We start from the raw sequence: 19,706 nt of genomic DNA, 5'->3' as shown, positions 1-19,706 counted from the left end.
CTAATTTCACTCCTTAAACAAAAACCTCCTAACATTATCCAAAAGTTCCTGGGGATTAAAGGGTTTTACCATATACAAATTAGCTCCTTCTTTTATAGCTGTTTCCTTCATTTCTTCGTCCCCACGAGTAGTTAATATAATTACAGGAATATCTTTATACAGATCATGTTTTCTCATAAATTTCAAAACATCAATTCCATGCATATCTGGCATATTAAGATCAAGAATCACTAAATCAATCTTTTTTAATGCAAGTTTTTCAAGAGCAAATAAACCACTTTCAGCTTCCTCAAACTGAACCTTGGGAATCTTTGATAATACAGTCATAAGCATTTTACGGATAGTTTTAGAATCATCCACTAATAATATTGTCTTCATATATTCTTTTCCCCCAATTTTTTCTATTATTTCGTCAATATGAGAAAACAGCTCTGACTTTGAAATAAAGCCATCTGCTCCTACTTCATTACTTGCCTTTCTGTATTCCTCGTTATCATATAAAGTTAAAATAATTGTTTTAGGTGGATTCTCCATTTTTTTTATTTCTTTTATAGTGGAAAAACCATCCATATCTGGCATAACTATATCCACAAAAACAAGATCAGGTTTTTTTTCTCTCACAATTCTTATTCCTTCTTGGCCTGAATTAGCAAAACCTACAACTTCAAAATTCTCTTCTTCCAAAATCTTTACTGCAGAATTTATAAAATCTTTACTATCATCAATAAGCACTACTTTATACATTTTTCTACTTCATCCTCCTTGTAAAAGGATAGAATAGATATGGATATAAATCTATAAGGATTTTCCTTAAGATTTTTTAGGGAAAGTTCTTATGGGTACATATAAATTAAATATCAGTTAATCCATGTTTAATGGCATATTTTACAAGTCCTGGAATATCATATATTCCTAACTTATCCATAATTTGAGATTTATGAGTTTCAACGGTTTTCACGCTTATATTCAATTTATTAGCTATTTCTTTAGTAGAATATCCCTCTGCTATTAACTTAAGAATCTCCTTTTGACGTTCTGTAAGAACCTCTAATGGGTTTTCAAGGAGATCCAAATAATCCTTTACTAACATTTGAGCTATCTTAGGACTAATGTATATATTACCTTCATATACTGATTTAATTGCGAATTCCAATTCAATGAAGGAGGAATCTTTTAATATATAACCTTTAGCCCCATATCTAAAGGCTTCTCTTAAATATTCTTTAGAAAAATGCATAGATAAAATAATTATCTTGGTTTCAGGTGAAATTTCTTTAATCTTTTCACAAAATCTTATTCCAGAAACCTTTGGCATTGAAATATCAAGTATTAAAACATCTGGTTTAAGATTGGATGTTTTTAATAATGTTTCTTCTCCATCCCCTGTCTCTGCAATTACCTCTATACCCTCAACATCCTTTAAAAGAGATTTAATACCTTCTCTTACCAAAGTATGGTCATCAGCAATTATAACTTTTATACTCATATATTTTTCTCTAAAGGAATATTAATTTTTATTTCTGTACCCTTTTGGATTTCACTTTTAATCTCAATTCTTCCGTTAAGAAGTTCAACCCTTTCCTTTATACCAAGAAGCCCCAAAGCCATCCCTTTACTAATATCCTTAAAAACCTGCTTTATATCAAATCCTTTTCCATTATCTTTAATAAATATCTCAATTTCATCATCTTCTTGTATTACTTTTAATAAAACCTCTGTAGCTTCAGCATGTCTCACAACATTAGTTAGACCTTCTTGAATTATTCTGAAGATGGTTATAGAAAAATCTTTAGGAATATCCTTTTGTTCAAATTTCAAGGAGAGTTCTATATTCAGATTACTTTTTTCCTTAATTTTATCTACAAGCCATTTTATAGCCGAAAGTAGTCCTAAATCATCAATAAGGGAAGGTCTTAAGTTTAAAGAAATATCTCTTACCTCTTGTATAGCTCTATTTATTAAATTTATATTTTCTTCTATTTGTTCCTCAAACTCTTTATTTATTTTTCTCTTTAGTAATTCCAGGTTAATCTTTATAGCAGTAAGTATTTGCCCTATTTCATCATGTAACTCTCTTGCAATCTTTTTTCTCTCTTCTTCTTGAGCCTTGATTAAATATCTGCTAAGATTTACCCAATCACTACTGTACTTTGAGTTTTCAAAAGATTTTTCTTTATCTGAAGTTATAAGTTTCACCCCTTAATTATTTATTTCTTAAAAATTAACTTATATAATAAATTATAACTAATTTCAACTAAGTATCATTATCAGAAATAATCACTATAACTATATCATTTACATTTGTATGCGTAGGTCCAACTTTGATTAAATCACCCAACTTATCAAAAAAACGATATGAATCATTATTTAGAAGATATAATACTGGATCTAATCCTAATTCTCGTGCCCTTTTAAGAGTAGTAGTATCAGCATATGCTCCAGCTGCATCACAAGGACCATCTCTTCCATCTGTGGCAAAAGCCATCATATAAACCTTCTCAAAATCATCTATCTCAATAGCAAAAGATAAAGCAAGTTCTTGATTCCTACCCCCTAAGCCACTGCCCTTTATAGTAACTGTTGTTTCACCCCCAAAAATAAGAGCACATGGTGAAGAAATAGGATTTCCTGAATATTTTATCTCTCTAACTATACCTGCAATTACCTTAGCTACTTCTCTCGCCTCACCCTCTAAAAAACCTGAAACAAGAATAGTATTGAAACCTAATTCCTTTAACCTCTGCATCACTTTCTCTAAATAATCCCTATTAGAAAGGATAATCAAAGCATAATGCCTACTGTCGATAGATTTTGGAGTCTCTGGAATATCTCCTGCCATTCCCTTCTTTATAAGCTCTTTAACCCTATCTGGTATCTTTTCCCATAAATCATATTTAATAAAAATATTGTAAACATCTTGATATGTGGTAGGATCAGGAACAGTAGGACCAGAAGCAATACTATCCAATGGATTTCCAAGAACATCAGATATTATTAAAGTAACAATTGTTCCTTTACATATATCAGCAAGTTGTCCACCTTTTATCTTGCTTAAATGCTTTCTGACAGCATTTATCTCTTGTATTCTGGCAGAACATGATAACAAAAGTTTAGTGGTCTCTATTTTATCCTCAAGCAATATCCCATCTCTTGGTAATGGAAGAAGAGCAGACCCTCCACCCGATAATAAGAATACTAATATATCCCCTTCCTCCATACTTTTTACAAAATCATAAATTTTTTCAGCAGCTTTAACCCCATTCTCATCGGGTATAGGATGAGAGGAATGTATAACCTCAATATTTCTCTCAAAAGATCCCTCATATCCATAAGGTACTACTACATATCCTTTATTTATCAGATCTCCTAAGATTTCTATAATCCCCTCGGTCATTGTAAAAGATGCTTTACCAACAGCAAGAAGATATACTTTGCTTTTTATTTCAAACTTTCTCTCCTTTACCTTTAACAATTTATATTCTGGATCATAGGAAACATATTTTTTAATTGCATCTTTTGGATTCAAACTTCTTATAGTATCTATAATGATATTTTGTAATAAATTTTTCATATTCTTTTATTTCATGACCTCCTTTTTCTCAAAAAGATTAATATAATAATATTTACTGCTAAAACTATTATAAATACTGCAAGATAGAGAATCGAAGGTCGGAATTCAAAAATAGATATAAATCTTTCTTTTCTTTCCACAAGAGTAAAAGATGATGTATTTCCAAGTTTTGTCATTACGAAAACTTGTCCATAAATCTTTCCTATATTCCTTATATCATCTAAAAAATTATTAAACTTAATAAGAGAACTTTCGTCATTGTATAAGATAACATATAGTTTCCCATTTCCTCCAAGAGGAGAATAATCAGATTGCATAACTATATCTGTTGTAAAACCATCGAAGAATATACCTAAATCTTTTTTAAATATAAATTTATTACCTTCTGGTTTTACCCATAGATTTTTCTCAATTTTCTTTAATCTATCATCATAGAAACTACCTATAAAGAAGATATCCTTATCCTTCATTTCCTCTTTCAATTCATTCCCTAAAATTACTTTAAAGTTATAAATATTACCTGTGTTTTGCGAAATCTTTCCTATCAATGTAGCCATTAAAGATATTTCGTAAGGAGTTGGATTTTGAGGAAACCATATATAGATATCCTGGTAATTTCCACTCCATATGTTCCTCAAATTAGGATATTCTTCCGCATAACCTTTATTTAAGTAAATAACAGAATCACCATCTATCCTTGTCCATGCAATCTCATCATACCTTTTATCACAATTCACATCTTTCAATGCATGATAAACTTTTATTTCAATATTCCATTCCTTTTCTTTCAAAAGACCCTTAGGAAAATATGCTTTTAATATTCCATTTTCTATATTTCCACCATATAATCTTTCTGCTTTTACAGGAATCCCGTTAATATACAGAGTTATACCTGATTTCTCGGGATCTAATACAGGAGAATGGGAAAATTTTAGCTCTATATAAGAACCTGTCTGTATTGATTGATAACCTATAGGTAATTTTAAGGAGAAAGAAAAACTTTGATGATGGGCTCCTGAAATTACCACATTACTATAACCAAGATCCTTTAAAGTCAAAACTTTCTTACTTTCAATTTCTCTTTCAGATAAAGAAGGCTCCGAGGTTATGATAACAGGATTTGTCTCTGTTAATTTTACCTGCTCAGGATTCAATAGATATTTTATAGACTTTTTAATACCCTTTCCTTTACCGGAAATATATATTTGCAAATTATCATTGTATTTAGCTAAATATAATAAACCTGAATCCTCATCTATGTTAGTAAAACTTTTATCATTAAAAATTCTCCATCTTTCTAAACTTCCAATTAATATTTGATTTTCTCCTTTTTTAACATAAGGATCATCCAAAAACACCCTAAAAGAAAGCCTTTTATATCTCTCCTTTATCGAAAGATTATTTACAAGCTTAAAGAGAATATCTAAATTTTGATTTGATACCTCATTTAAATAGATATTGGAATTAACCACTTTTAGAGATAATAAATCCATAAAGGGATAAGGGAAATAAGAAATTTTATAAGGCTTATCTGATGTTTCAAGATGTAAAATAGAAGTATTGTGAATAATGAACCAATTAGCATCATTATCCAAATCTTTACAAGGTCCCTCAATGCTTCTTTGTCTTGTAGAAATTGTTAATTCATTGAAGCCGTGCTTTAATCTCCTTACAGGAATCTTAACAGTAAGTTTCACATAGTTTCCTTCTTTTTTTACAATAGAACTACTGGATATAGGATATCCATTTATTAAAATGGTAAAAAAAGACTCATTAGACTTTATGGTCTCCGAATAAAAGTAATTTAGATTTAAATAACACTTGTCTAATATATTTACTCCCTCTGGAATATAAAACCAAAAAGAGTACCTATTTAAAGGTAAATTAAGAAGAACATCTTGAGAGGTTATAGGTAAATTGTACACTTTTATATTATCATAGCCAAAAACAGGAACCATCATTAATATTATGAGAAAAAGAAACAAACATCTCCTCATTATTCTGAACTCCTTTCTGTTTTATACCATTTCACAGTTTTACCTGTTATTCTATCTTTAAGAGTAAAATAGATTGCTCTGATAACAACAAAAAGCCATAATTGACAGTATGTAAAATACATAAAACATATAAGTAGAAGATTTTTTAAATTACCTTCTCCCCTTTCCAAGCTCAAAGATATAAAAGTCTCAGTTATAAAAAGTAAATATGCTAATATCCATATAGTAAACAGAGGCCCTCCCACATTAAGTTTTATAACTTTTAAAAGCCCCAAACCAAAAATAATATCTGAAATTAAAATAGCAGAAAAAGCTACAAGATAGATGTAAGAGAAATAAATAATATCAAAAGAAATTTTGCTTCTTAAACTAAATATATTCTTCAAATGCTGAGCAATAACAGAAATATTACCTCTTGCCCATCTTGTTCTTTGCTTTATCCAAATCTTTAATCTTTCTGGCTCTTGCTCCCAAGTTACTGCTTGCGGTATCCATTTTATTCTATATCCCTCCTTATATATCCTTATAGTAAGCTCAGTATCCTCAGTAAGAGAATAAATATTCCATCCACCAATTTTCTCCAAAAGATCTTTTCTAATTATAAAGTTAGTACCAGGAATAGTAGTAAGACCTAAAAAATAATTTCTTGAAGCTTGAATAAGCCATTGGAAACTAAGGGTTTCTATATTTATAAACCTTGTAAGAAGATTTTTATCTTTATTTCTCGTTCTAAATTTTCCTACCACTGCTCCAAGATTATCATCCTTAATTATAAATCTCACTAAATTATAAATTGCTTTTCTTTCTGGAGTATTATCAGCATCATAAACCACTATATAATCTCCCTTTGCTATCTTTAATCCCTGATTTAGAGCATTTGATTTACCCTTAGCTCCTAAGGGGGGCTTAATCTCAAGTACTTTAAGATTTGGATATAACTTCTGTTTCTCTTCTAATACTTCTCCTGTCCTATCAGTAGAACTATCATTAATCACTATGATCTCAAATTTATCTTGTGGATAATAAGACCTGGCTATAGCATCTACTGTATTGCCTATAACCTTTTCTTCATTATGAGCAGGTACTAAAACAGAGATAAAAGGATACTCTTTTATCTCTTCATCTTCTTCAAAGTCTAAACTTATAAGAAAATAGCGATATCCAAAATAGGTTAGCAAGATATGATATAAAAGAACAGACCAAGTCATTACCATGGATATTACAAAAGCATAATCCCAGAAAGTCAGAACTTTCACTGCCTTTTTCCCCTCTCATATAATCTGATTCTGGAAAACACAAGATAAAGAATAATAACAATAAAACTTGTTACTACGAATATCAATATAATTCTTAAATATTCAACAAATTTCTCAAAAAACCTTTCTAATCTACTTTTTGAATACGGCAATACATTGCTTACAACAACTTTTTTCCCATTTTTATTCATTATTATTAAATTATTATTCTCCACATGATATGGCTCTTTTAAAAGATCAAGAAAATCATAACCCAAATCTTTCAAACCCAGTATAAGCCTTTCTATGTCTTCCCTATCTAAATATATAGGTATAGAAATTCCTAATATGGCATCCCTCAAAGCCAAAAAATCTTTTGCTTTTCTTAAAATTAAATTCACATTCTTTGGATCCTTTGGATTATAAAAGCCTGCATTTATTGGATAGATAAGTGTATACAATCTTTTTGTAAAGACCAGATCATCATCGAGAAGGATCCTAAAGAATTTTGCAGCATCAATATATCTCTCTTTATAAGGTACACCGTAAAATTTAAAAGCAATGGGGTGTATTCCATAACTTGCCAAAAGATTTAAATCACTATTTATCTTTGAATCGTAGTTTTTCTCATAATAACTTCCCTGTATTATACCAATATTACTATTTTCTATTTCCAATAATACCTTACTAAGCTTTTCATTATCACTAAGATAATATAATTTTCCATCTTTTTTTACTGTGGGATACACCACTATAGAATAAGGAATCTGATGACAACAGACCGTCTGAAGTTTTCCTTGAAGGAGAGATGCATCAGTAAAAGGATTTATTTCATCAATAATTATAAGAGCTTTTTTAAAAGAAGGATGCTTAATTCCTAAAATATCATGTAAAAGATCTAAAAAAACTATTCCAGTACTATCTCTAAAATCTAATCTCCCAAAATAATAGAGATTGCCCTTTTGAAATACATAAGGAAAATTATTTAAATCATCAGATACATAAGACAATACATTGGCTTTTTTAGGAAAAACTATATGAATAAAAGTTTGAGGATCAAAAGAAAGTTTATAACCCTTATAACTTAACTCTATAAAGCCGTATCTTTTTCCTACATCCTTGAATTCACTACATCCTATATATTTTGCAAACTGATCTATATTTTCCTCAATCCAAACAATCTTTTTACTCTTTGAAATCTCTTTTAAAAAATCCCTTTTTAAGAGCTTCTCTTGAAACCCCAAATATATAACAAGATCATATTGGGTTACATCAGGTAAAAGCTCTTCACTATTTACAGATCCTACATATACTCCATAGTGGGACAAATATTCTTCCAACTGATTCCCAATTGGATAGTCTTCTCCTATTCTTGAAAAACTGTCATAGATTACTAATACTCTCTTAGTCTCCTCTGCAAAGGAGAGGGTTAAAATAATTAAGATAAGAAAGATAAGAATTATCTTAAACTTATACATCATATTTACTACTATCTTTTGCTCTTTCCCAAATAATCAGTGCATCTTCACCTTCCTGGAATCCTGCCTCACCAATTTTAATTTTTAATGATATAACCCTTCTTTTTCCTCCTATTTCAACAATGATCTTATCCAAAGCTCTATGAAGTTTCTCCTTTACTATTTTTACGGAATTGACATCAGTATCTGGCAATATGATGCCCAAAACTCCATCTTCTATTCTTCCTTTTATGTCTGTAGTCCTTGTATTCTTTAAGATTTCATTTGCAATTACCCTTAAGATACTCTTATATCCATCCTCTCCATATATATTCTTCAATTCCTTCCAATCCACAATATTAATGTAAAGTATAGAAAAAGTCTCCTTATACCTTTGTGCCCTCTTAATCTCTTCTTCTAATCTCTGAAAAAACCCAAAAGGATTATAAAACCCAGTAACATCATCTAATAAAACCAATTTTTCTCTTTCCTCAAATTCTCTAAGCCTTTCCTTTAAAACCCTAAATTCCCTCTCCAAACTTCCCGAAAGAAAAGCTCCTACAGGAAACGAAACTAACCAAAAAGCATATTCCAATTTAAACTCAGAAATAGTATTCAATACTATAATGGAATATAAGAGATAGGATCCGTACCCAAAAACTAAAAATAAAGAAGTAATTAATCCAGCTATTATCCCAAGATTATAGGCTATCAACATGTTCAAAATAAGAGCAGAAAACAATAAGTAATTAATAAAATTTACATTATAGCTAGTACTAAATATTAATATTAGAATTAGAAGCCAAAAAATTAACAAAAGGCTAAAGATAAGATTATCTTTCATAAAATTCCTTTCCATCTACTCCTCCATATAACTTAATGTCAATAATACTTCTAATTGATCAAAGGCGTAAAAGTTTTTTCCCAGAAAATCCCCATAACCAAAGTGTTTATCCCCCTTAAATTTTTCAACAAAAGGCAAGATTTTTTTAGCCCATAATTTATCATCATTAAAAATAAACAATTTCGCTAATATAGCATATAACCCTACATTTTCCTGATCATCTATCCTTTTATGATCCATATAGAATGTATTTAATTTATTATAGTTATTTATTTCATTTTTTACAAACTCTAAAAAGCCTTTTATTTTATGCGTGTCATCAAAATTTATAGCAGTAATTACCTGTTCCAACATATTTAGAGGATAATAGGTCTTATACGAGAAAGTAAAGAAGTCAAATTCCTTAGGGAAAAAAGGACTATTTATGGGTACGGAGTTTTCAAGGATCTTTTTTGATGTAATGTAGTATTTATTAAAGGAGGACAATATTTCAGCTATCTTTTTTAATTTTCTAAGATCTAAATAGAATAGAGAAATTTTATTAGCTTTTTCTCTCATATTTCCATCATAATAATCTACAAAAAATCCTCCTGATGAATTAAATTTCAATATTCCATCTGCCACTTTTTCTCCCATTTCCATATATTTTTTATCCTTAAAAGTATCATAAGCACATAAGAGAGCATACAAGATCCTTATAGAGTCTATTAAAGCAGTACTATTATCAGGTTTCAAGTTTAACCTATTTATCCTCCAATATAGATATCCTTCTTTACTATAAAAATATTTATTTACTATTGAAAGAAGAATATCAAAAAGATTTTTGTCTTCCCTTAATAAAGCATATTCCATTAATTCTCCATAAGATTCCAGAAGGGAATATTCCAAAGGCTTTCCATTTTCTATTTTTGATATGATAAATCCCCTGTTATCAATAAGGTCTCTACTAATAAAACTTAATAGTTCTTTCTCTTTATATGATACTCTCCTTTCCAAAGCTTTAAGTTCATTTTTTAATTTAAATCCATAATAATAATCTTTTATTTGAAAAATAATAATAATCAATACAATAGTAAATAGGAAAATTAAGAATAAATTTCTTATTTTATTTACCCCATAATTTTAAATACTAAAGGATAATCTAATTTATCATAATTTGAAATATGTATTCTAAGCCCCTTCTCATCTCTTTCAAATCCAATCTCTCCTATTCCCAAAATCTCTACCTTCTTAACTTCTTTATTATATAAAGTTAGATTTGTACTAAGAGACTTTATTAAGGCTTCTCCTTTTGTAGGCTTCTCCATTAAAATAGCATAAAGATCATCTCCCTTTGTAGTAAACCTAAAATCTTCTCCTGTATAACTTATTTCCTTTTCACTAAAAGGCCCATGAGCTACTTTTGTAGGACCTTCACCATAAATTTTCCATGGTCTTGTACCATAAATAGCAGAACCATTTTTAAGAAGCCAATTGCCTATTTCTAAAAGAATCTCACGAGCAGGATCAGGTATAGTTCCATCAGCTTTAGGACCTACATTCAAAAGAAAATTCCCATTTTTACTTACAATATCTATAAGTTCCCAAATAAGTTCTTTAGCTGGTTTATAGATATCATTTTCAATATATCCCCAAGAGAGACGAGAAATAGAAGTATCTGTCTGCCAACATATGGGATCAATATCTCCCAGCTTTCCTCTTTCTATATCCCATACTGCACATTCTCTTGGTACTGCATAATTTTTATAATTTATTACTACCTCTCTTCCCCACTGATAAGCTCTATTGTAATAATAGGCAAAAAATTTCTTTAAATAAGGTTCAAAAGCTGGTTGTTCTATCCACCAATCAAAGTAAATAAGCTGAGGCTGATATTTGTCTACAATCTCAAAAAGCCTTAAAAGCCAATCCTCTAAAAATTCTTCTGTGGGTTGCATACTTTCAGGCTGTGCAGGTCCATATAGGTCAAAATAATTCCTATCTCTTACATCAGAGTCAAATTTCATTCCCTCATGTAAAAACCACCAGTGTTCTGCCCTATGATAGGAAACTCCAAAGGTAAGATAATTTTCTCTCACTGCTTTAGCAAGTTCTCCAATAATATCTCTTTGAGGTCCCATTTTACTGGCACACCATCGGGTATAGTTACAATCATACATAGCAAAACCATCGTGATGTTCTGCAACAGGTACTACATACTTAGCACCTGCTTTTTTAAAAAGATCAGCCCATTCATATGGGTCAAACCTTTCTGCCTTAAAAAGAGGAATAAAATCTTTATATCCAAACTTTTTATGGTCTCCATATGTTTTTAAGTGATGTTCATATTCTTTTGTACCCTTTATGTACATGTTCCTTGGATACCACTCATTACCAAAAGCAGGTACCGCATAGACCCCAAAATGTATAAATATCCCAAATTTAGCATCCTTATACCAATCTGGAATCTTATAATTTTTCAAGGATTCCCAAGTAGGCTCAAAAGGTCCCTCTGGCATTTTATATTTCATATGTTGACCCCCTTAACAATTTATTTAAATAATCTCTTTAACTGCTCTCTCAATCCTTCTAAGACCTTCTTCAAGAATACTACGAGGACAAGCAAAATTAAGGCGAGCAAAACCTGCTCCAGACTTTCCAAAAATATGCCCATCATCAAGACCAACCTTCGCCTTCTTTCGGAGAAATTCGCTTAAAGTGTACTCATCCATACCAAGCTCTCTAAAATCAAGCCATGCAAGGTATGTACCTTCAGGTTTTATAACTTTGACCTTTGGAATTCTCTTCTCCACGTAATCCATAAGAAACTTGAGATTTCCTTCAAGATATTCAAGAAGCTGAGAAAGCTATTCATCTCCGTAACGAAATGCAGCTTCTGTTGCTATAAGTCCAAAGGGATTTGGAGTTGATAAAAGTTTTCCTTTTGCTTCAATAAATCTCTTACGTAGTTTATCGTTTGGAATTATTACAATAGATGTTTCTAACCCTGCAATATTAAAAGTCTTACTCCCTGAAATAAGAGTAATAGAGTTATTTGCAAAATCTTCTGAAATAGATGCAAAAGGAACATGTCTATGAGCACTATAAACTATTTCACAGTGAACTTCATCTGATATGACAAACACCCCATTTTTAATTAAAATCTCGCCAATCTTTGTTAACTCCTCTTTTGTATAAACTCGTCCCACAGGATTGTGAGGATTACACAAAATTATTGCCTTAATACGATTTGATCCTGTAAATATCTCATTCTTAATTAAAAATTTACTCTCAAGATCATCAAAATCAACCTCATAATGATAGTTTACAAGTTTTAAATCATTACTTACAATATGAGCTCCATTATCCCTTATTGCACTGAAAAATGGATAATATACTGGTTCTTGTACGAGTACACTGTCCCCAATAGAAACAAGCGCCTTTATTGCTGTATATAAAGCAGAGACTGTACCAGGTGTAAAAATAAGCCACTCAGGTTTAACATCCCAGTTAAACTTTGACTTAATTCTTTCAATCACTGCATCTATAAGAGAATCAGGAATAGTAGTATATCCATAAATTGCATGCTCAGCCCTTTTAAGGATCGCATCAGTTATTGGCTTTGCAACTTCAAAATCCATATCTGCAATCCACATAGGAAGGATATCTTCATCACCAAATATATCTTTTACAGCATCCCATTTTAAGGAAGCTGTATTACGTCTATTTATAACCTCATCAAAATTATATTTCATAACTTTCTCCAACAAATTTTATTGTACAACATCATTGAAAAAATTTTTCTAATAATTTTTGACTAATTTTTTACAATATTGCGTCATAACTTAAATAAATTCCATCCTTAAATTACTACAAAATACAGCATTATTTTTCATTTTTCAAGATTTCTTTTTTTATTTATAATATAAATCTATCCTAAGAAAATACTTTCAGAAAGAAAGGAGAAAATTTTTATGTTAAAAGATGTGATAATATTTATAATAAGCTTATTTTTCCTAATAAAGGGATCTGACAAATTTACTGCATATCTGAAAATAATAGGGATAAAACTAAGAGTAAAAGATTTCGTTATTAGCCTTATATTAGCAAGTCTTGCCACAACATTTCCTGAAATCACAGTATCTACAGTTTCGTCATTAAAAGGAAACAGTAATTTAGCCCTTGGCAATGCTTTAGGAAGTGTTCTTGTTAATACCGCCCTAATTCTTGGTATATGTTCTCTCATATCTCCCATGAAAGTGGACGATTTAGGATGGAAAAATTCATTTTTTTTATTATTTATTAATTTCCTCTTATTTTTATTAATGTTTGATATGAAAATATCAAGAATAGAGGGTTTTATTCTATTAATCATATATGCCGTATTCATCTATCTAATTTATAGAGTTAAAGGAAGCAGCAAATCTGATAATTACCAAGACCAAAACTCAACTATAAAAATTTTTATACTTATGATACTTAGTATAGGAGTAGTTATTGTTAGTTCAAGATTTTTAGTAGAGAGTAGTATAAATATTGCTCGCTTTCTCAATATTTCAGAACTTATAATAGGACTTACATTATTAGCATTAGGTACTTCTCTTCCAGAACTTGCTAATTCTGTTATTTCAACAATAAAAAAAGTGCCAGATATAGGAGTTGGAAATATAATAGGTGCAAGTATACTAAATGTATTAGTGGTGATAGGAATAGCATCTATAATAAATCCCATAAAAGTTGATCAAAAATTTATCACTTATATAATGCCAGTAATACTAATCACCTTACTTGCATTGAGTATATCTCTTAAAAGGGATAACATTATAGGAAAGAAAACAGGGCTTATCCTTCTTTCTTTATATTTCATTTCTATAATACTAAATTTTATTTTTTAAAATTAGGAATAATTACAAAATTTTTACATCTAACATATTATGGGAAGAATCTAATCCATAAAAATGGTGGTAGAAAAGATATGAACAAGAATCTTCCAAAATGGTTTCCTTACGTAATTGTGGTAATTATCATGGTAATAATTATAGGAGTGATTATCTCAACCACAGGGAAAAAGGCTCCTGAGCAAGGATCCACTCCTGAGACCCCTGCTGTTACTTCTCCTGTGGAGACTGTAAAGGAAAAAACACCAGATGAAGAGGCGTATAAAAAGGCAAGAGAATTATATTATGATGCTAAATATAAAGAAGCTATTGAAGCATAAAGAAAGTTTATAAAAGACTTTCCTGACAGTGAATACGCAGACGATGCCCAATATGAAATTGCATTAAGCTATGAATTCCTTGAAGATTACAAAAAGGCTATAGAAGAGTATGAAAAATTAATTAAAAATTATCCTAATAGTGAATATGTGGAATCTGCAAAATCATCAATAGATTATTTAAAGGATTATTTGAAACAATAAAAAAAATAAAGCCCCCTATTCTATTTAGGGGGCTTTTCTCTAAAATCTAATCTTTATTTCTTTTATACCTTTATTTGGCTTAATTAATATACCTTTATCTGTCTTTTCTAAACTACCGCCTTCTACCTTTTCTATCTCATATGTATTAAATAAAAGTACAGAAAACATCTTTCCAGAATCCTTTTCTACATTTATTACTATCTCATCTTTATCTTCTGATAAATTCACCTTTAATTCTACCTCTTTTTGCTGATTATATACCTCACAGACTGATACTTTCCCATCTTGAGGTTCAAAAACATACAAAGTCACACCATCTGCATAGTCATAATCAGTTCTTTCCTTATTATTCCCAATAGCAATTATGCTTCCAGGTCTTGCCATAAGAGGTAAAGAGAAATAATCATACTTTTCTTTGTACCACTTACCCCCTTCTTTTCTCTCTCCTGTTATAAGATTTGTCCATATACCCACATTAGGAAGATAATATTCTACTTCCCCAGTTTCTGAGAATATGGGAGCTACAAGTAAAGAATCTCCAAGCATATATTGTCTATCTAAGAAATGACAAGTAGGATCTTCTTCAAATTCAAGAAGCATAGCTCTCATCATTGGAATTCCTTTATTTACTGCTTCTACCGCTTTTGCAAAAAGATAAGGCATTAATTGGCATTTTAAATTTACAAAAAATCTCAATACATCTACAGCTTCTTCATCATATAGCCATGGAACTTTATAATCATGATTTCCATGAAGCCTTGAATGGGAAGAAAGAAGTCCAAATGCTATCCATCTCTTATAAAGATCAGGAGTAGCAGAACTATCAAACCCTGCAATATCATGACTCCAAAAACCAAATCCACAAAGACCTAAGGAAAGTCCTCCCCTCAGTGTCTCTGCCATGGACTCATAGGTAGATAAACAATCTCCACCCCAATGTACTGGAAATTTCTGACTTCCTGCGGTAGCAGACCTGGCAAATACTATGGCATTTTCTTCTCCAAGCTCCTCCTTTAATGTTTCAAAAACAGTCTTGTTATATAGGTATGTATAAAAATTATGCATTTTTTCAGGATCTGACCCATCATAATAAACCACATCTGTGGGTATCCTTTCTCCAAAATCTGTCTTAAAAACATCAACACCCATTCTAATAAGCTCTTTTAACTTATCTGCATACCATTTTCTTGCAGATGGATTTGTAAAGTCCACAATTCCCATGCCCGGTTGCCACTCATCAGTTTGCCATACATCACCGTGAGGCTTCTTTAAGAGATAACCCTTCTCTTTTCCTTCCTCAAAGAGTTTTGATCTTTGAGCTATATAGGGATTAATCCACACACATATCTTTAAGCCTCTATCTTTTAATCTTTTTAACATATCTTCGGGATTTGGAAACACTCTTTGGTCCCATTCAAAATCTACCCAATGATATTCTTTCATCCAAAAACAATCAAAATGGAAAACATGTAAAGGTATATTTCTCTCCTTCATCCCATCGATAAAACTTGTTACTGTTTTTTCATCGTAATTGGTTATAAAAGATGTTGTAAGCCAAAGTCCAAAAGACCATGTGGGAGGAAGAGCAGGTCTTCCTGTAAGAAGGGTATAATTTTCAATTACTTCCTTTAAATTTTCTCCTGCAACTATAAAGTAATTTATCTTTTCACCCTTTACACTAAATTGCACCCTTTCAACATTCTCTGTAGCTATCTCAAAAGAAACCCTCTCTGGATGATTTACAAAAACTCCATAATCTCTATTTGTTATATAAAAAGGTATATTTTTATATGTTTGATCTGAAATAGTTCCTGCATCAGCATTCCACATATCCACCTGTTGCCCATTTTTTATAAAAGGACTAAATCTTTCTCCAAGGCCATATACCAATTCCCCTACAGAAAGATCTAATTGCTCTACCATATAAGGAGTCTTGTTTTCATCAATAGCATAAGCCATATGCTTGAATCCAGAAGACGTCAATTTCTTATCTTTCCAGAAGAAGGTATATTTGAAAACTCCTTTTTTATTAATTTCAACCGTAAGATTTCCAGACTTTAATATGATCACATCCTCTTTATCTAATATCTCAGGTTTAAAATTTTTATCTTTATTTAACTCGAAAGATGGTCCTTTCTCTACCACCCCTTTAAAATGATATGATATCACCTCTATAACATTAGGAAATGGAGCTGAAAAATGAATTTCTAAAAGAGGACCAAATAGAGTTTCTCCCCTATTTCTAACAAAGGTACAAGGTGCATATACTATAACTTCTTTTTCCTTAACTTCGTAATCCCAAACCATGGAAGGATAATGTATTCTTATACCTTCTCTAATACGCCAATGCCCATCAGTAAATCTCATAAAATCATCCTCCTCACTCAAATTTCAACCAATTTATTTTTACTTCCTTTTCTCCTCTTATATACATATCTTGTTTACCTAAAATATTCTCATCTAAAATAAAAACAATTTCTCTCCATTCATTAAAAGTATCTATTACATCAAAAGAAAATTCTTTATCAATTTTGCTAAAATATAAAAACATTTTGGAATTTCTCGAAGTAGATATCTCCATCTTTATCTTTCGAGAGGGTTTACTAAAATTCAAATCTTTAAACAGTATCCATGAGTCTTCTTGAGGAAAAATTACATAAGTCTCTTCCCAATTTCTTTTTGTATTGAAAACTAAATTGTATCCCTCATCAAAATTAAAAGCTTTTATTCTCTCAAAAGGATCTCTATCTTCAATTTCCTCTCCCTCCAAATAAATTCTTCCTCTTAATCTTATATCCTCTGATGAAGCACCAACTAAAATCTCGTATTCTCCTTTCTCAACTAAATACTTCTCTTTTCTCACATCCCATATAAAAAGCTCCGAAACAGGTACTGTAAATTCAACCTTAACCTTTTCTCCCTTTGGAATAAATATCCTTTGAAAACCTTTTAACTGAAGCTTTGGCCTTTTTATCTTTGAATTAATAGCTCTAACATAAACTTGTGGTACCTCATCAGAATCCATATCTCCGACATTTCTAATCTCAAAACTAAGCTTTATTTCATCTTTTATTCCATAATTTTTAGAATTTAAAAATAAATTACTATATTCAAATTCAGTATAAGAAAGTCCATGTCCAAAAGGAAAAAGTGGTTCTCTATCAAAATACATATAGGTTCTCTTTCCCCTTATTACATCATAATCTGTCATGGGAGGTATATCATTTACAGATTTATACCATGTAATACATAATCTTCCTGCCGGAGAATAATTTCCAATTAATACATCTGCTATAGCATTTCCCATTTCTTGTCCCCCATGGGAAGACCACAAAATAGCAGGTATATTTTCTTTTGCCCAATTAATAGCGTAAGGATAACTGCTAATTATTAAAAGCACTGTGTTGGGATTTACTTTATAAATCTCTCTAACAAGTTTCTCTTGGTGATCTGGTAGAACAATGTCTACTCTATCTTCTCCTTCTCTTCCATTTACTAAAGGATTATTCCCTACACATATTACTACTAAGTCTGATTCTTTTGCTATACTGCAAGATTTTTCTATACCATCTTCTAATTTCTCAATTATAAATTTTTCCTCTGGAAGGTTTTCAAAACTATCTTTGAATTTAATCAAATTTCCATTCTCTTCATCTATATAAAGATATTTTCCATGCCAAGTCTTAATATAGAAGGTACCATCTCCTAAGGAATCTATTTGGAAAAGTTCCTTTACAAACCACCCAAATACTTCTTCTGATGCAGATAGGATAGAAAAATTAGAATCATCACAAGTTAAATATTTGTTATTTGCTAAAGATTGCAGACTTTTATTGCCCCATCCCCAATCTATAAATTTAAATTTTTCCTTTGGGCTAATTTCTTCGCTTATAGCCCATACAGGACTGATCTCTGATTCTATAACTCTCAAATATTTATTATTTTTTAACGATTTTATTGCAATAATATCATAGGAATCGCAATATTTTATTTCCTTATCGCTTAGTCTATTTACTATTCCTTGGAGAATAGAAACTTTATATGGATAAGTACCACTATACCAATCATTATAGTTTTTGTTTGCTAAAGGACCTATAACTGCTACTTTATTAATCTTCCCTTTAACTATAGGAAGAAATTTATTTTGATTCTTTAAAAGAACAATAGACTCAAGAGCGGATTGATACGCAAGCTGGGAATGTTCTTTATCACATATTTTGTTAGGAGATACATAAAATTTTTTACTTATTTCTTCATCAAATTCACCAAGTCTAAATCTTACACGAAGAGTATTAAAGACAGCCCTATCAATATCCTCTTCAGTTATTAAGCCCATCTCAAGAGCTTTCCATGCAGATTCAATAACAAGATTAGGATCATCAGTAAAAGCATCAATTCCAGCTTTCAGAGCATAAGCCATTGTCTCGTAATGATTATCAAAAGTTTTATGTGAGGTAACTGTTTGGCTAAAATCTGCAGCATCAGTTACTACATATCCACTTAATCCAAATTTTTCTTTTAAAACCTTCTTTACTATTGGATTTACTATACAAGGTATACCATTTACAGCATTATAAGCGGTCATTATACCTGTTGCCTTTCCCTTTTCTATAACCCTTCTAAAAACATCTAAGTAATACTCATACATATTTCTGAGATCAATATTGGCAGAAAATTTATCTCTATCCTTCTCATTATTATTAGCAAAGAAGTGCTTAGGAGTCATTGCGGTTTTAAGATATACTTCATCATCTCCTTGCATACCCTTTATATATGCGCTTGCCATTTCTCCAGCAAGATAAGGATCTTCACCATAACCTTCTTCCATCCTACCCCATCTTGGATCTCTCTCCATATCTACAGTAGGAGCCCAAAGCATAAGTCCCCCAATCTTTCCCCTCATATAGTAGTAGGCTCGAGCTTCTAATGAGACCACTTCTCCTATCTTTTTCATAAGATCTCTATCAAAAGATGATACAAGACCTATAGGCTGGGGAAACACAGTGGCTTTTCCCATCCAAGCTATACCATGAGCGGACTCTCCACCTATATGAAACTCTCTTATATTTAATCTGGATATTTCAGCTTGCCGAGTAGGAAGCAATTTAATCTTTTCTTCAAGAGTAAGTAGAGAGAGAAGATTTCTTACTCTCTCATCGATAGGAAGAGAGGAGTCTTTAAAAATATATTCATCCGCCATAAAA

General features: G+C 30.8%; 17 protein-coding genes. 3 read left to right on the top strand and 14 right to left on the bottom strand.

Annotated features, from left to right (window positions below; all coding sequences use genetic code 11):
- Positions 1 to 6 precede the first annotated feature (6 nt).
- From ACY3JJ_RS02585 to ACY3JJ_RS02530, 12 genes are all read right to left on the bottom strand, one after another.
- Positions 7 to 744, bottom strand: a complete 738-nt coding sequence (locus ACY3JJ_RS02585; RefSeq protein ID WP_463092239.1) for a response regulator — start codon at positions 742 to 744, stop codon at positions 7 to 9.
- Positions 745 to 850: 106 nt separating this feature from the next.
- Positions 851 to 1,486 (bottom strand): response regulator, encoded by a 636-nt coding sequence (locus ACY3JJ_RS02580; RefSeq protein WP_463092238.1) that lies wholly within the window; start codon positions 1,484 to 1,486, stop codon positions 851 to 853.
- The gene (locus tag ACY3JJ_RS02575; protein WP_463092237.1) at positions 1,483 to 2,196 is read right to left on the bottom strand and encodes a sensor histidine kinase; all 714 of its coding nucleotides are present in this window, start codon (positions 2,194 to 2,196) and stop codon (positions 1,483 to 1,485) included. Before ACY3JJ_RS02575 ends, ACY3JJ_RS02580 begins: the two co-directional genes overlap by 4 nt.
- A 58-nt stretch (positions 2,197 to 2,254) precedes the next feature.
- On the bottom strand, positions 2,255 to 3,571 hold the full coding sequence (locus ACY3JJ_RS02570) for a glycerate kinase type-2 family protein (RefSeq protein ID WP_463092236.1): 1,317 nt from the start codon (positions 3,569 to 3,571) through the stop codon (positions 2,255 to 2,257).
- An 11-nt stretch (positions 3,572 to 3,582) separates the two neighbouring features.
- Positions 3,583 to 5,568 (bottom strand): cellulose biosynthesis cyclic di-GMP-binding regulatory protein BcsB, encoded by a 1,986-nt coding sequence (locus ACY3JJ_RS02565; RefSeq protein ID WP_463092235.1) that lies wholly within the window; start codon positions 5,566 to 5,568, stop codon positions 3,583 to 3,585.
- A complete protein-coding gene (locus ACY3JJ_RS02560; protein ID WP_463092234.1) occupies positions 5,568 to 6,824 on the bottom strand; it encodes a glycosyltransferase family 2 protein in 1,257 nt (418 codons plus the stop codon). The genes ACY3JJ_RS02565 and ACY3JJ_RS02560 overlap by 1 nt, the downstream gene beginning before the upstream one ends.
- Positions 6,821 to 8,284 carry a hypothetical protein gene (locus ACY3JJ_RS02555; RefSeq protein WP_463092233.1) on the bottom strand — a complete coding sequence of 488 codons (1,464 nt, stop codon included), beginning with the start codon at positions 8,282 to 8,284 and terminating at the stop codon, positions 6,821 to 6,823. The genes ACY3JJ_RS02560 and ACY3JJ_RS02555 overlap by 4 nt, the downstream gene beginning before the upstream one ends.
- Positions 8,274 to 9,119 (bottom strand): diguanylate cyclase domain-containing protein, encoded by an 846-nt coding sequence (locus ACY3JJ_RS02550; RefSeq protein WP_463092232.1) that lies wholly within the window; start codon positions 9,117 to 9,119, stop codon positions 8,274 to 8,276. Before ACY3JJ_RS02550 ends, ACY3JJ_RS02555 begins: the two co-directional genes overlap by 11 nt.
- Positions 9,120 to 10,169 carry a hypothetical protein gene (locus ACY3JJ_RS02545; RefSeq protein ID WP_463092231.1) on the bottom strand — a complete coding sequence of 350 codons (1,050 nt, stop codon included), beginning with the start codon at positions 10,167 to 10,169 and terminating at the stop codon, positions 9,120 to 9,122.
- A 44-nt stretch (positions 10,170 to 10,213) separates the two neighbouring features.
- Complete coding sequence (locus ACY3JJ_RS02540; protein WP_463092230.1) at positions 10,214 to 11,614, bottom strand: alpha-L-fucosidase; 1,401 nt, start codon at positions 11,612 to 11,614, stop codon at positions 10,214 to 10,216.
- Positions 11,615 to 11,638: 24 nt separating this feature from the next.
- The gene (locus ACY3JJ_RS02535; protein WP_463092229.1) at positions 11,639 to 11,905 is read right to left on the bottom strand and encodes a hypothetical protein; all 267 of its coding nucleotides are present in this window, start codon (positions 11,903 to 11,905) and stop codon (positions 11,639 to 11,641) included.
- A 45-nt stretch (positions 11,906 to 11,950) separates the two neighbouring features.
- Positions 11,951 to 12,838 (bottom strand): MalY/PatB family protein, encoded by an 888-nt coding sequence (locus tag ACY3JJ_RS02530; protein WP_463092228.1) that lies wholly within the window; start codon positions 12,836 to 12,838, stop codon positions 11,951 to 11,953.
- A 219-nt stretch (positions 12,839 to 13,057) separates the two neighbouring features.
- On the opposite strand from ACY3JJ_RS02530, the gene ACY3JJ_RS02525 reads away from it, so the two are divergent.
- The 3 genes from ACY3JJ_RS02525 to ACY3JJ_RS02515 all read left to right on the top strand — a co-directional run bounded on the left by ACY3JJ_RS02525 (position 13,058) and on the right by ACY3JJ_RS02515 (position 14,502).
- Complete coding sequence (locus ACY3JJ_RS02525) at positions 13,058 to 13,978, top strand: calcium/sodium antiporter (RefSeq protein WP_463092227.1); 921 nt, start codon at positions 13,058 to 13,060, stop codon at positions 13,976 to 13,978.
- 80 nt (positions 13,979 to 14,058) lie between these two features.
- Positions 14,059 to 14,301, top strand: coding sequence for a hypothetical protein (locus tag ACY3JJ_RS02520; protein WP_463092226.1), 243 nt, complete (start codon positions 14,059 to 14,061; stop codon positions 14,299 to 14,301).
- Between the two features lie 9 nt (positions 14,302 to 14,310).
- Complete coding sequence (locus ACY3JJ_RS02515) at positions 14,311 to 14,502, top strand: tetratricopeptide repeat protein (RefSeq protein WP_463092573.1); 192 nt, start codon at positions 14,311 to 14,313, stop codon at positions 14,500 to 14,502.
- Between the two features lie 39 nt (positions 14,503 to 14,541).
- Here ACY3JJ_RS02515 and yicI read toward each other — a convergent pair whose 3' ends face one another.
- Positions 14,542 to 16,869, bottom strand: a complete 2,328-nt coding sequence (gene yicI, locus ACY3JJ_RS02510; RefSeq protein ID WP_463092225.1) for an alpha-xylosidase — start codon at positions 16,867 to 16,869, stop codon at positions 14,542 to 14,544.
- Between the two features lie 13 nt (positions 16,870 to 16,882).
- Positions 16,883 to 19,702 (bottom strand): glycoside hydrolase family 3 C-terminal domain-containing protein, encoded by a 2,820-nt coding sequence (locus ACY3JJ_RS02505; protein WP_463092224.1) that lies wholly within the window; start codon positions 19,700 to 19,702, stop codon positions 16,883 to 16,885.
- Between the last annotated feature and the right edge of the window lie 4 nt (positions 19,703 to 19,706).

This window comes from Dictyoglomus sp. DH, assembly GCF_055181375.1.
This window is presented reverse-complemented; position numbering and strand designations above follow the sequence as displayed.

Coding starts and splice junctions, on each gene's coding strand:
- ACY3JJ_RS02585 (WP_463092239.1), bottom strand. CDS start 744: ATGTATAAAGTAGTGCTTATTGATGATAGTAAAGATTTTATAAATTCT.
- ACY3JJ_RS02580 (WP_463092238.1), bottom strand. CDS start 1,486: ATGAGTATAAAAGTTATAATTGCTGATGACCATACTTTGGTAAGAGAA.
- ACY3JJ_RS02570 (WP_463092236.1), bottom strand. CDS start 3,571: ATGAAAAATTTATTACAAAATATCATTATAGATACTATAAGAAGTTTG.
- ACY3JJ_RS02565 (WP_463092235.1), bottom strand. CDS start 5,568: ATGAGGAGATGTTTGTTTCTTTTTCTCATAATATTAATGATGGTTCCT.
- ACY3JJ_RS02555 (WP_463092233.1), bottom strand. CDS start 8,284: ATGATGTATAAGTTTAAGATAATTCTTATCTTTCTTATCTTAATTATT.
- ACY3JJ_RS02550 (WP_463092232.1), bottom strand. CDS start 9,119: ATGGAAAGGAATTTTATGAAAGATAATCTTATCTTTAGCCTTTTGTTA.
- ACY3JJ_RS02540 (WP_463092230.1), bottom strand. CDS start 11,614: ATGAAATATAAAATGCCAGAGGGACCTTTTGAGCCTACTTGGGAATCC.
- ACY3JJ_RS02535 (WP_463092229.1), bottom strand. CDS start 11,905: ATGGATTACGTGGAGAAGAGAATTCCAAAGGTCAAAGTTATAAAACCT.
- ACY3JJ_RS02530 (WP_463092228.1), bottom strand. CDS start 12,838: ATGAAATATAATTTTGATGAGGTTATAAATAGACGTAATACAGCTTCC.
- ACY3JJ_RS02525 (WP_463092227.1), top strand. CDS start 13,058: ATGTTAAAAGATGTGATAATATTTATAATAAGCTTATTTTTCCTAATA.
- ACY3JJ_RS02520 (WP_463092226.1), top strand. CDS start 14,059: ATGAACAAGAATCTTCCAAAATGGTTTCCTTACGTAATTGTGGTAATT.
- yicI (WP_463092225.1), bottom strand. CDS start 16,869: ATGAGATTTACTGATGGGCATTGGCGTATTAGAGAAGGTATAAGAATA.
- ACY3JJ_RS02505 (WP_463092224.1), bottom strand. CDS start 19,702: ATGGCGGATGAATATATTTTTAAAGACTCCTCTCTTCCTATCGATGAG.